This window comes from Pseudomonas fluorescens (genome assembly GCF_018614775.1).
GTDB lineage: Bacteria > Pseudomonadota > Gammaproteobacteria > Pseudomonadales > Pseudomonadaceae > Aquipseudomonas > Aquipseudomonas fluorescens_BY.
Genome location: NZ_JAGGOF010000002.1, coordinates 20,931 through 34,057, shown reverse-complemented (window position 1 = coordinate 34,057; position 13,127 = coordinate 20,931). Strand labels below are relative to the sequence as shown.

Annotated in this window: 11 protein-coding genes; 10 read left to right on the top strand and 1 reads right to left on the bottom strand. The window is 63.4% G+C overall.

What is annotated here, in order from left to right:
* Nucleotides 1–34 precede the first annotated feature (34 nt).
* On the bottom strand, nucleotides 35–1,732 hold the full coding sequence (locus tag J7E36_RS00635; protein WP_214998876.1) for a sulfatase-like hydrolase/transferase: 1,698 nt from the start codon (nucleotides 1,730–1,732) through the stop codon (nucleotides 35–37).
* Nucleotides 1,733–2,113: 381 nt separating this feature from the next.
* On the opposite strand from J7E36_RS00635, the gene J7E36_RS00630 reads away from it, so the two are divergent.
* The 10 genes from J7E36_RS00630 to J7E36_RS00585 are packed head-to-tail and all read left to right on the top strand — an operon-like array spanning nucleotide 2,114 to nucleotide 13,127.
* Entirely contained in the window at nucleotides 2,114–3,478 is a 1,365-nt protein-coding gene (locus J7E36_RS00630) for a UDP-glucose dehydrogenase family protein (RefSeq protein WP_214998874.1), read from the top strand.
* Nucleotides 3,475–4,533: an NAD-dependent epimerase gene (locus J7E36_RS00625; RefSeq protein ID WP_214998872.1), complete on the top strand. Its 1,059-nt coding sequence runs from the start codon at nucleotides 3,475–3,477 to the stop codon at nucleotides 4,531–4,533. Before J7E36_RS00630 ends, J7E36_RS00625 begins: the two co-directional genes overlap by 4 nt.
* A complete protein-coding gene (locus tag J7E36_RS00620; protein ID WP_214998870.1) occupies nucleotides 4,530–5,276 on the top strand; it encodes a sugar transferase in 747 nt (248 codons plus the stop codon). Before J7E36_RS00625 ends, J7E36_RS00620 begins: the two co-directional genes overlap by 4 nt.
* The gene (locus tag J7E36_RS00615) at nucleotides 5,277–5,921 is read left to right on the top strand and encodes a CpsD/CapB family tyrosine-protein kinase (RefSeq protein WP_214998867.1); all 645 of its coding nucleotides are present in this window, start codon (nucleotides 5,277–5,279) and stop codon (nucleotides 5,919–5,921) included.
* A 20-nt stretch (nucleotides 5,922–5,941) separates the two neighbouring features.
* The gene (locus J7E36_RS00610) at nucleotides 5,942–6,967 is read left to right on the top strand and encodes a polysaccharide biosynthesis/export family protein (RefSeq protein WP_214998865.1); all 1,026 of its coding nucleotides are present in this window, start codon (nucleotides 5,942–5,944) and stop codon (nucleotides 6,965–6,967) included.
* 15 nt (nucleotides 6,968–6,982) lie between these two features.
* Nucleotides 6,983–8,575 (top strand): GumC family protein, encoded by a 1,593-nt coding sequence (locus J7E36_RS00605; RefSeq protein ID WP_214998863.1) that lies wholly within the window; start codon nucleotides 6,983–6,985, stop codon nucleotides 8,573–8,575.
* The gene (locus tag J7E36_RS00600) at nucleotides 8,572–9,675 is read left to right on the top strand and encodes a glycosyltransferase family 4 protein (protein ID WP_214998861.1); all 1,104 of its coding nucleotides are present in this window, start codon (nucleotides 8,572–8,574) and stop codon (nucleotides 9,673–9,675) included. The genes J7E36_RS00605 and J7E36_RS00600 overlap by 4 nt, the downstream gene beginning before the upstream one ends.
* Nucleotides 9,672–11,042: an O-antigen ligase family protein gene (locus J7E36_RS00595; RefSeq protein ID WP_214998859.1), complete on the top strand. Its 1,371-nt coding sequence runs from the start codon at nucleotides 9,672–9,674 to the stop codon at nucleotides 11,040–11,042. The genes J7E36_RS00600 and J7E36_RS00595 overlap by 4 nt, the downstream gene beginning before the upstream one ends.
* A complete protein-coding gene (locus tag J7E36_RS00590) occupies nucleotides 11,039–11,998 on the top strand; it encodes a glycosyltransferase (RefSeq protein WP_214998857.1) in 960 nt (319 codons plus the stop codon). Before J7E36_RS00595 ends, J7E36_RS00590 begins: the two co-directional genes overlap by 4 nt.
* Entirely contained in the window at nucleotides 11,991–13,127 is a 1,137-nt protein-coding gene (locus tag J7E36_RS00585; protein WP_214998855.1) for a glycosyltransferase family 2 protein, read from the top strand. Before J7E36_RS00590 ends, J7E36_RS00585 begins: the two co-directional genes overlap by 8 nt.

Here is a 13,127-nt window from a genome sequence, read left to right as displayed (position 1 = left end):
TCCCACAGGAGGTCAGTGGTCGGGAGGCATGCGATTACTGCCCCGCCGCCATTTCCGCCTGGGCCGGCTTGGGCGTGACGATGCAGTTCAGGTCAATGTGCCGCCACTCAGGCTTCGCCCCTAGCCGCGCATTGAAGCGGTAGTTGAAGGTGAAGTCATCCTCGGTCGGCTGGCCCAGGGATTTCCCATAGGTCGACTCGACCCCGACCGGGTCGTAGCCCATCAACTGCAGCAAGGTCGGGAAGATGTTGTAGTGGCTCGAGCGGTCCTTGTCCTGCACCAGGGCCTCGCGCCAATCAAGGGTGTGCAGTCGCTTGCCCTGAATCACCACCAACGGCACCAATCCCTCTTCCGCCACCGGATCGCCACCGCAGTGGGTGTTGAGCCCGGGGTTGCCGCGCTCATGCAGGTCCTGGCCGTGATCGGAGGTGTAGATCACCACCGCATTGCTCAAATCGGCCTGCTGGAAAATGCGCTTGAAGAACTCACCGACATTCCACAGCAAGGTGTTCTGGTAGGCATTGCGGTACAGCACCCAGTCGTCCTTCTGGCCGTTGAAGCCATCCCGCTTGCCGGTGTCCGCCACTTCCTGGAACTGCCCTCGCGGCAAGGCCGGACGGTAGCTCATGAAGTCGTCGGGGTATTTGTCGTGGACCGGGAAATGCGCGCCCACCTTGTTGATCACTACCAGCTCGGCCTGGCCATCACCCAGAAGTTCGATCAACTTTGCCGCCGCTGCCATGTCGCGGTCGCGCACGCGGGTCTGGTCGAATTGGATGAAGCTGTCGATGTCCTGTTTTTCGAGGTCGGTCATCAGGTTCTGCAGGTTGCCGCCGGTGCGCTGGGCGTCGATGTAGACGGTGCGCAAACCGGCCTTTTTGGCGTACTGCCAGATCGACGGCAACGTGGTGTTGATGCGCATGTAGTCAGCGCGCGTACCGCCGTAACGCAAGGTGACGTTGGTGTCGACGCTGCAATTGGCGATGGAGGCCGCATACCCGTAATTGAAAATCTCCACGCCCTCCGGCGCTGTTTTCAAGCCGCTGGGCACGCCAAACGGCGTGTTGATATCCAGGTAATTCCCGGCAATGCTTTCATCGATGATAAGCACAATATCGTGGTTGATTGGCGCCGTTGCCCGCCCGATCCGCACCGGCTCGCGAGGGCCGACAGTGCTGTGCAAGGCCTCGTAGAGGAACAGGTTCAAGTAAGCCAGCGGCGTGTACATAACTGGCAATCCGCGGGCGCCCTCTCCCGCCCGAACGAACAGCACCCCACTGAGCAACAGCACTCCAAGCAACGGCGCGGCGATGGGCAGGTACCCGGGTATCGCCAACTGCCGGCGGGGCTTGAGCCCGATGCCCAACAGCAGCAGCAAGCCACCGGCCATGGCGCTGATGATCACTTCGCGGTACTGATAGGCCGCCTCCTGGATGAAACCGCCCGAATACACCAGCGACACGAACTGGCTGTAGGTCAGGTAACTGTCCGTCACCTGCGTGTAGACCTCGAAGAACACCGCCGATGCAAACATCGCCAGTGCGAACAGATGCCGTACGAGTGACTGGCGAATGTACGCGGTCAGCCACAGCGCAATCACCAGCGCCACGAACATCGCGCCAAACAGCAACGTGGCGACGCCAAAACCCAGCGCCCCCAAGCGGTCCAGGTAGTACTCATGGCCGCGGATCAGGTACAGCAGCAAGAGCAGTTCCTTGAGGTATCGGGCCATGGGTTTCTCGGTGAATTCGCGGCGTTGAAAAGAGGTGCATTTCTGCACACTAGCAGCCGGTTTCCAGAGTGCAAGAAAAGCCCGCTTCCAACAGTGCGTCAAAAAATAGTTAGCCCAAAAATGACACACTTATCCCTCTAAAATCGGAAAAATCTATGGATTATGACCGTTCATCGTTTTTTAAAACACCGACAATCCCCTTTAAAACAGGCACTTTCTCAAGACAGTCAATAACTTGATATCAAAACGCCCGGCTCTTTCTAGTTTTGCCAACAGTGACAACTGTCATTTTGCTGACACGGTTTTCTGAGGCTGCGCTATACCCCCTCTTAACAGTTTCATCCGAGTTACATAAACGGGTTTTTACGAGGCGCGCCGAGAATGGACGTGAGCGTATTTGGAACGGGGTATGTGGGGCTGATCCAGGCCGCCGCGCTGGCCGATGTCGGACACCGCGTGTTGTGCATCGACATCGACCCGAACAAGATCCGACAACTGCAACAAGCGGTCCCCCCCATCAGCGAGCCAGGGCTGTCAGGGTTGCTCGAAGACAACATCAAGGCCGGACGCTTGTCGTTCAGTTCCCAGGCCAGCGATGCGGTCAACCACGGCGAACTGATTTTCATCGCCGTCGGCACCCCCGCCGACGAAGACGGCTCGGCCGACCTGAGCCATGTGCTGGGAGTCACCCGGCAGATCGCCGACTTCATGGACAGCGATCGCACCCTGGTCATCAAGTCCACGGTGCCGGTGGGCACGGCCGACAAGGTTGCCGAATGCGCCCGTCAGGCGTTGGCTCGACGGGGCCTGAAACAGCTGAACGTGCGCGTGGTGTCCAACCCCGAATTTCTCAAGGAAGGCAGCGCCCTCGCCGATTGCATGCGCCCCGACCGGATCATCGTCGGCACCGCCGATCCGCTGGCCCGCGACCAGATCAGCGAGCTGTACGCACCCTTTTGCCGCAACCACGAAAAACTCATATTCATGGACAACCGCAGTGCCGAACTGACCAAGTATGCCGCCAATGCGATGCTCGCCACGCGCATCAGCTTCATGAACGAACTGGCCAACCTCACCGAACGCCTGGGTGCCGACATCGAAGCGGTGCGCAAGGGCATCGGTTCGGACCCACGCATCGGCTATCACTTCATCTACCCGGGCTGCGGCTTCGGCGGTTCGTGCTTTCCCAAGGACCTGCGCGCCCTGCTGCACACCGCCGAACAAAGCGGCATGCCCCTGCGCCTGCTGCGCAGCGTCACCGAGGTCAATGACAGCCAGCGGCATATCCTCTTCGAGAAACTGTCCAAGCAATTCCCCGACGGCCTGGCCGGCAAGTCGATTGCCATCTGGGGCCTGGCGTTCAAGCCCAACACTGACGACATGCGCGAAGCCCCCAGTCGCTACCTGATGGAAGCGCTCTGGCGCGAAGGCGCCCGGGTCCAGGCCTATGACCCCGAAGCCATGTCCGAATGCCGCCGCCTCTACGGCTACCGCAAAGACCTGAACCTGTGCGCCACCCGCGATGACACCCTGGAAGACGCCGACGCCTTGGTGATCTGCACCGAGTGGAAAAACTTCCGCGTGGTGGACTTCGACCTGCTGGCAAGCAAGTTGCGCGCCCGGGTGATCATCGATGGTCGCAACCTCTACAACCCCGAGCACCTGGCCGCCGCCGGGCTGCTGTATCGCGGCATCGGCCTGCGGCACACCGTGCCGAATGCGCCTGCAGCAGGGCCGCAAGCGTGAATGTCCTGGTGACCGGCGCGGCCGGTTTCATCGGCGCCCACTGCGTACTGCGCCTGCTGCGCGACGGTCATCGGGTGTGCGGGCTCGATAACTTCAACGACTATTACGACCCGCAGCTCAAGCACGACCGCGTGGCGTGGGTAAAGGCGCAGGCAGGCGAGTTTCCGCTGTACCGGATCGACCTGACCGACGGGCCGTCCATCGAAGAATTATTCCAGCACCGCCGCCCGGACGTGGTGATCCACCTCGCCGCCCAGGCCGGCGTGCGCTATTCCCTGGAACACCCGCAGGCCTATGTCGACAGCAACCTCACCGGGTTCCTCAACATCCTGGAAAGCTGCCGCCGTTATCCGGTCAAGCACCTGATCTATGCGTCTTCCAGTTCGGTGTACGGCGCCAACCCGCAGACGCCGTATTCGGAGCAGGACAACGTCGACCATCCGCTGTCGCTGTACGCGGCGAGCAAGAAAGCCAACGAACTGATGGCCCACAGTTACAGCCACCTGTTCGGCATCCCTTGCACCGGCCTGCGCTTCTTCACCGTGTACGGCCCTTGGGGCCGGCCGGACATGTCGCCGATCCAGTTCGCCCGCGCCATCACCGAAGGTCGGGTGCTGCCGCTGTTCAACCATGGCGAGCACCAACGGGATTTCACCTACGTCGACGACATCATCGAGAGCATTGCCCGGCTGATCGACCTTGCGCCCCACCTCACTCCACTGGACGCATGCGCACCACCTGGCCCGGCCACCAGCCGCGCACCCTGGCGGATCTACAACATCGGCGGGCAGCACCCGGTGGCGCTGCGCACCTATGTGGCCTTGCTGGAAAAACACCTGGGCCGAACCGCCCACGTCGAACTGCTGCCCCTGCAAGCCGGCGATGTGCTCAACACCTGCGCCGATGCCAGCGGCCTGGCACGGGCCACCGGTTTCCAGCCGCGCATTGAACTGGACGAAGGCCTCGGCCGCTTCATCGCCTGGTTCCTCGATTACTACGCACGGCCTGTCGCCCACGCGCCGCTTGCGGCCGAACCTAAGCGGAGGAGTCTATGACCCGACATGAACACCACATACCGATCAACGCCCCCGGACGCGACAAACGTGTCGACCCCGACCACCGCAGGCGCCTCGACGCCGCCATCCACCGACAAGGTCGAGGCTGGCTGACCGGTCGCGACGGCGGGCGGCCCTGGACCGTCTCGCGCACCAATCGGGTGGTGGCTTGCCTCGGCGCCGTGGCGATCCTGCTGATACTTTGCCCGCTGCTGTTGGGCCTGGCGCTGCTGGTCAAATACTCCAGCCCCGGTCCGGTGCTGTTCGTGCAAAAACGCACCGGTTATCGCGGCAGGGTCTTCGGCATGTACAAGTTTCGCACCATGGTCGCTGACGCCGAGGCCCTCAAGGAATCGCTGCGTCATCTCAACAAACACGGCGCCGATGCGATCGACTTCAAGATCGACAACGACCCACGCATCACCCCGATCGGCCGGTTCCTGCGACGCAGCAGCCTCGACGAACTGCCGAACCTGATCAATGTAGTGACCGGCGACATGCGCCTGGTGGGCCCGCGGCCGACCTCGTTCAACGCCTATCGCTACAAGGACAGCCATCTTGTGCGCCTGAGCATCTACCCCGGCATGACCGGCCTTTGGCAGATCTCCGGGCGCAGCAATATCGACTTCGACCAGCGCGTGGAATTGGACCTCAGCTACATCGCTGAACAAAGCCTGATGCTGGATTTGAAGATCCTGATGCTTACCCCCTTCAAAGTGTTCAGCGGCCACGGAGCGAGTTAAATGGACGGTTCGACGAATATCCTCACCATAGCAAGCCCGAGCGAGACCAACCTGACCTCGACCGTGCTCGACCCTTCCCTGCGGATTCTGCTGCTGACGGCCGCCAACACCGGCACCGGCACCAGCACCAGCGCGATGGCACTGGCCGCGCAACTGGCGCAGATGAGCACTGGCCGCGTCTTGCTGGTGGATGCCAGCCAGTCACCGCGCAACCTCAGCCAACAACTGTCGCTGCACAAGGAGCGCGGCTTCAGCGACTTGCTGTTCAACAGCCTCGCCCCGCCCTTGCTGCAGGACTGCGTGGCGCAGATCCCCAGCCTGCCCTTTGACGTCCTGCCCCTCGGACGCCTGGGCCGCAATGCCGAACGCCTGAGCCCCGAGCAATTGCGCCCGCTGTTCAGGCAACTGGCGGCGCAGTACCGCTTCGTCGTGATCGACGCCGACGCGGTGTACTCGGCCTGCGACACGCTGGTGCTCAGTACCCAGGTCGATGGCGTGGTGCTGGTGGTACGCGGTGAGGACACCCGCTGGGAAGTCGCCCAGGCCGCCCGCCAGCGCCTGTCCCAGGCCGGTGCCAAAGTGGTCGGCAGCGTGTTCAACCGCCGCAAGTACTACATGCCCAAATGGCTCTACAACAACCTGTAAGCGTGCAGAAGGATGACGAGATGAACGCCAGAATGCTTGTCCTGCTGTTGCTGCCGCTGGCCGGTTGCTCCAGCACCACCGATACCCGCTCGATGCCGGTGCAGATCCTCACGGCCGCACCGGCCAACGCCCAGGCCACCGACATGCCCAAGGTCGAACAGACCCTGCGGCCGCAGGATGTGCTGGATGTGATTTTTCACATCAGCACCACTGGCCCCCAGGCCTACAGGGTGCAGCCGGGCGACCAGGTGGCCCTGAACTTCACCGCCGCCAGCCAGCTCAACGGCACGCAACAGGTGATGCCCGACGGCAGCATCGAACTGCCGGGCGCCAACACCTCGGTCAAGGTCGCTGGCCAGACCACCGACGAGGCCCGCCTCACGGTGCAACGGGCCTATGACCAGAAGATGCTGTTCCAGCCCAATCGCAACCAGTTGACGGTGCTGGTGACCAGCCCGCTGGCCAGCGAGACCAACCTGAGAAACACCTTGAGCCACCCCGGCACCGGCATGAGCCGGGAAATCACCGTAGGCAGCGATGGCTATGCGAGTTTCCCGGAAATCGGTTCCGTACCGCTGCAGGGCATGACGGTCAACCAGCTGGAAGCCTTCCTCAATGAGCGCTACGCCCAGCTGCCCGGCCACATGACCGTCGATGTGCTGCTCAAGTCCACCGCCGGCAATGAGATCTATGTGCTCGGTGAAGTGGCCCAGCCCGGCTCCTACCCGATCCGCCGGCCGATCTCGGTCCTTGAGGCGCTGACCCTGGCCCGCGGCACGAACGTCAAGGCCCGGCTCGACTCGGTGGTGATCATGCGTCGCACCGGCAACCAGGTCGAAGCGCGGCATTACGACGTGGAAAAGGCCCTGAGCGGTGACGCCTCGCAAATCGCCTACCTGCAACCCGAAGACATGCTCTTCGTGCCCAAGACCAAGCTTGCCAGCGCCGGCGAACTCGCCCGGCAACTGGCCGATGTGGTGCTGTTCCAGGGCGTGGGGTTCAGCTTCGGCTACCGCGTCGACAACAAAAGCAGCAACAGCAACTGACCCAGGTGATCGACCATGAATCCCAAGGAAAACTATCTGCATGAGTTCTTCAGGATCTTCTTCGCCAACAAGCAATGGGTGAAGCGCGTCTTCCTGATTTTCGCCGTGATCGCCCTGATGCTGCCGCTGATGCTCAAGCAGAGTTTCGATATCACCGCCCAGGTGATCGTGCAGTCGAAAAAACTCTCCCAGGGCGATGCCACCACGTCGCTGAACCAGGAAAACGCCACGTTCATCCCACCGTCCCTGGCGGACATGGAGACCGAGAGCAATATCCTGCGCTCGCCGGCCTTGATCCGGCAGACCATCAGCACCCTGCGCGACCAGGGCGAGTACACGCCCAGCCCGGGCGTGTTCAAGAAGTGGGTGAGCGATCCGTTCCAACGCTACGTCACCACGCCGCTGCGCGAATACGTCATCAACCCGCTGCGCGATGGGCTGGGGTTGGAAGTCGATCCGCTGCGCGACACCGTGCTCGATACCCTGACCGACGAGGCCGTCCAGAACCTCAAGATCGAAACCCTGCCCGGCTCCAACGTCATCTCCATCGTCTACAGCTTCGGTGACCCGGTCCAGGGCACCCGGTTCGTCGCACAACTGCTGCAGAACTACCTCTCGGGCCGCCAGGAGCTGCAATCGATCGAGCTGCCGCAAACCTTCTATGAACAGAAGAAAAGCCAGTACCAACAGCGCCTCGATGGCCTGGAAAGCACGCGCCTGACCTTGCTCGAAGGTGTCGGTTCGGCGGATCCCAAGGAGGAAATCACCTTTCGCCTGAACGCCATCAACACCGAGGAACAGGCCCTTAACCTGTACCAGGATCGGTTGCTGCAAAGCCAACGCTGGCTCGACTACCTCAAGACCAGCCTGGCGTCGGCGAACAGCTCACGGTTCAACGACTACACCTTCCCGTTCACCTTCACCACCACCGTGGACAACATCGCCTTCGAAGACCGGGAGATCAAACAATTGGGCGAGCAGTTGACCGGCCAGGTCAGCCGCTACATGAACGACCTGGCGATCTTCCAGCCCGGCAGCGAACCGATGCTGCTGGCCCGGGAGCAGATCGTGCGCACCCGCCAGCAGTTCCTCAAAGTGGTGAACAACCGGATCCAGGAACGCTCCACCGACCTGGCCGTGGTCAGTTCGGTGATCGACCAGAAAGTCGAACGCATCACCGCGTTCAAGGAACGCATCCACCAGTTGCAGCAAACCCAGAGCAAGCTGCGGCAGATGGACACCGAGATCGACGCGTTGCATGCGGCGTTCTCGACCTACGCCCAGCGGTTCGCCGAAGCCAGTACCGCCCGCTCGTTGGACAACGATTTGTCCAACGCCCGGGTCCTGAGCCCGCCGTTCGAACCGACCGCCCCGGCGTTCCCCAAACCGATGCTGATCATTGCCTTCGGCCTGTTCAGCGGCCTGCTGCTGGCGATTGCCCTGGTCTACGTGCGTGAGTTCTTCGACCATCGCTTCAAACACCCGGCGCAGATCAGCCAACAATTGGATGTACCGGTATTGCTGGTGATCAACGAGCAATCCCCCAAGCAGGTCAACCCGCACCGCAACTGGAGCCTGCCCAGCCTCGTCCATTGGGTGCGCAATTGAACGCGCCGTTCGGCCCGACCCGCCACAGCAGCCCCCTGTCGATCATTCATTTGCTCGACAGCGGCGGCTTCTACGGGGCCGAGCGGATGCTGCTCGATCATTGCCTGGCCACGCCGGGGCAGCACCAGGTGCTGTTCCTGGCGGCGCCGCCGACCTTGATCGCGCGCTTTCGCCAGGCCGGGATCGACTGCCGTCACTGCGCCAACTGGACCGAACTGTTGCAGTACCTGCGCCAGCGCCGGGACGAACGACCACTGATCAACACCCACAACTTCAAGGGCTTGTTGTTTGGCTGGTCCGCCGCCACGTTGCTGCGCCTGCCGCTGGTGATCACCCAGCACGGCTTCACCCCGCGCAGCCCCAAGCAGCGTTTCTATACCTGGCTGAGCCTGCAACTGTGCCGCACCGCCTCGGTCAAGCGGGTTGTCTGCGTGGCCGAAAGCATTGCCGCCCTGCACCGCCGGGCCAGCGTGCGGGCGGAAAAGCTCGACGTGATCCCCAACGGTCTGCCGGCGGTCAGCGCACCCCTGGCCCACCGCGCCGATGAGCAGCGCTGGCGGGTCGGCTACGTCGGCCGCTTGAGCAGTGAAAAAGGCCCGGACCTGTTCCTCGACGCCATGATCCCGCTGTGTCAGCGGCATTCGTCGCTGCACGCGGTGATGCTCGGCGACGGCCCGGAACGCCAGGCGTTGCTCAAGCGCATCGGCGACGCCGGGCTGCCGACGCGCATCGAACTGCCGGGTTACCAGACCGACATGAACGCCTGGTGGAGTCGCCTCGATGCATTGGTGATCAGCTCGCGCACCGAAGGCACGCCGATGATTCTGCTCGAAGCGATGCAGGCCGGCGTGCCGGTGGTGGCGTTCGGCGTGGGCGGCATTCCCGATGTCCTGCAGGACCGCCACAACGGCCTGCTCGCGGCGCCGGCCGACAGCCAGGAACTGGCCCAGCAGATCGAAACGCTGTTCAGCGAGCCGCCCCTGGCGCGGATCCTCGCCGACAACGCCCGCCGCACCCAACAGGACCGCTACGATCTGCGCACGCTCGCCGAACGCTGGTCGCAGTTGTACATCCGCACGGCACGGGAGGCGCGGCCATGATCGTCCCACTCTCGATCATCAGCCTGCTGGGCCTGGTCTGCCTGGCCTTGCTGGCCAGCCCTTATCCGTTCCTGGCGCCGGGCGCGGTACTGGGCCTGGTCGGTGTCGCGGTGCTTTACCGCAAGCCCGGCTGGGGCTTGCTCGGCATCGCTGCGCTGGTGCCGTTCGAAGGTCTGTTCAAGGACAACGCGTTCTCCGCCAGCAAATTCTTCGGCCTGGCCCTGGCACTGATCCTGATGCTGCAACTGGCGGTGCATCAGATCCCCGCATCGCGCCTGCGCAGCAACATCTGGCGGCCGTTGATCGGCTTCATGGCGCTGTACGGCCTGAGCCTGCTGTTGTCGGAAAACATGGACCTGTCCCTGACCCATTTTCGCGAACTGAGCGTCGGACTGATTCTGTTCGTCATCACGCTGCTGATCGGCCGCGGGCTGAACCTGGACCTGTTCTGTCGCCTGGTGACGTTGAGCGTGACCACCACCTGCGTGCTCGCGATGTTCTCGACCAAGTACCAGGACCAGGGCCGCGCGTCTGGCCTGCTGGAAGACCCGAACGCCTTCGCCCTGCTGATTGCCTTCACCGTGCCACTGGCAATGCTGCTGATCGTGCGCGGCCCGTACTTGCTGTACCGGTTGTTCTGGGGGGGCTGCTTCATCCTGCTGCTGGGTGGCATGACCAAGACCGAATCACGCTCCGGATTGGTCGTGCTCCTGCTCAGCCTGATCATCGGCCTGTATCACTACCGCGCTCAGTTGCCGCGCATCCGCCCCCGGCACCTGGGGTTCGCCATGCTTGGGCTGGCACTCGCGATCCCCTTGGCAATCGCCGTGATGCCCGCCGGTTATGTGGCGCGCATCCAGTCATTGAGCATCCTCAGCGCCGGCGCCAATGCCCACAAGGATGAATCCCTCGGACGACGTGCCTCCTACATCGTCGTCGGCAGCCAGATGATCCTCGAGAACCCGGTGCTGGGCTCGGGCCCCGGGACCTTTCCCCTGCACTACGCGCCCACCGGTTATGCCAAGGCATTCTCGGCCAACCGCAAATTGGGCGACCTGTATCGCCGGGCCCACAACACCTACCTGGAGATCTTCAGCGAAATCGGTGTTCCGGGCGGGCTGATGTTCGTCGGCATGCTCGGCCTTGGGCTGTACAACCTGCTGCGCGCCCGCCAGATCTGGCTGCAGCGACGCGACTGGGTACAGGCCGACCTGCTGACGCACCTGGGCATGAGCTTCCTGTCGCTGGTCCTGTTCTTGATGTTCCTCAGTGCGCCGAACCACAAGTTGCTGTGGATCATGCTCGCGCTCACCAGTGTGCTGCGCAACGAAGCCGAACAGCGCGCGCCAGGAGAGGCCCAGCCATGAGCACGGTCAGCATTGTGATCCCGATGTACAACGAGGCTCGGCACATCGGCCGCACGCTGCTGGCGGCACGGGAGGCCGCACGCCAGGCGCAGCTGGAATGCGAGCTGATCGTGGTGGACAACGGCTCCGACGACCACGGCCCGCGCATCGCCAATGAACTGGGCGCGCGGGTGCTGATCGTGCCTGGCGTGCACATCGGCGCCCTGCGCAATCGCGGAGCGGCGGTGGCCCACGGTGACTGGCTGGCCTTCATCGACGCCGACATCGAAATGCCCGGCGACTGGCTCAAATTGTTGCTGGAGCTCGAAGGCCATCAGGGCGATGTCCTCGGCCTGGACCTGGGCACCCCTCGCCAGGCGCCGTGGTTCGCCGAAGCCTGGCAGCGCCGCAGCCAGCGTCCCGGGGCTCATCGTCTGCACCGGGTGCAGTGGCTGCCCAGCGCCAACCTGCTGATGCGCCGCCGTTGGTTCGAACAGGTCGGCGGTTTCGACGAAAGACTGCGCACCGGTGAGGACAAAGACTTCTCCCTGCGCCTGCGCCAGGCCGGCGCACAGTTGCTGCTGGTCAACGAAAGCGTGGCCCTGCATTGGGGTTATGAAGGCAGTTGGCGTGAATGGATGAGCAAGGAACTGTGGCGCCAGGGCAGCCATCTGCAATTGCTCCGCAGCCATGGCCCGAGCCTGCGGTTATTGCGTTTTCCGGCGCTGTCCGTGGCGGCCTGGGGGTTGGACTTGCTCGCCCTGCTGGCCTTGCTCCAGGGCCAGTTGCGCCTGGCGCTGCTGCTGCTGCTGGTCACCGCGCTGCCCCCGCTGTTCCTCAGCCTGCGCCAAAGCCGGCGTGACCCGCGCCTGACGCTGCAATTGTGGGCTTTGCACGGGGTGCGCCTGCACCTGACCGGCGCCGCGTTGTTGCTCAATCTTTGTCGTTGGAATGTCAGGAGACCTGCCCGTGGCTGAATTCATTTACTGGTCGTGCCTGCTGCTGCCGGTGTATGCCTACCTCGGCTATCCGCTGATCTTGAGCCTGTTGGCGCCGCTGTTTGCGCTCCGCTACTACGGCAAGGCGCTGCCGATGGACGTCAGTATCGTCATTGCCGCCCACAACGAGGCGCGGCACATCGAAGACAAATTGCGCACGTTGCTGGCCCAGGACTACCGGGCCCACTCGCTGCAAATCATCCTCGCCAGCGACGGCTCCAGCGATGACACCGTGGCCTGCGCGCGCAAGGTAATCGACCCGCGCATCACGGTGCTCGACCTGCCCCGCCAGGGCAAGGCCGCGGCCCTCAATACCGGCGTGGCCCACAGCAGCGGCGCAATCCTGGTGTTCACCGATGCCGACAACCAATGGGCCAGCGATACCCTTGGCCATCTGCTGGCGCCATTGGGCGATCCGGAAGTCGGCGCCTGCGCCGGGCACATGGAGATCCCCGTACCGGGCAAGGGCCTGAGCCTCGGCGACAGCCTGTATCGCCATTACGAAGGCTGGCTGCGCCGGGTGGAAAGTCGCACCGGCTGCATGGTCTCGGCCGACGGTGCCCTGCTGGCCCTGCGGCGGGAACTGTTCGAGCCGATACCGGCGCACGTCAACGATGACTTCTTCCTCAGCACCTGCGCGCCGGCCGCCGGCAAGCCCATCGTCTACGCACCTCGCGCCCGGGTGACCGACCAGGGCGTGGACGAGGCCGACAAGCAGTTCCGTCGCCGCCAGCGGGTCACCGTCGGCGGCCTGCAGAGCCTGGCCCAGCGCCGCGAGCTGCTCAACCCGCTGCGCCATGGGCTCTACGCCATCGGGCTGATCAGCCACAAGCTGATCCGCCGCCTGGCGCCGGTGTTGCTGTTGCCGCTGTTGCTGAGCAATGCCTGGCTGTGGAACGAGCATCCGTTCTATCGCCTGAGCCTGCTGGCGCAACTGCTGGGCTACAGCATGGCGCTGCTCGGGCTGATGGACGCGCAGCACCGCTTGCCCAAACCCTTTCGCCTGGCCGCGTTCGTGCTGGTGACGCTGGCAGGCATGAGCATCGGGTTGTGGAAGTTTCTGCGGGGCCAGCACTACAGCCGATGGAACCCGGAGCAGAACCGCTAG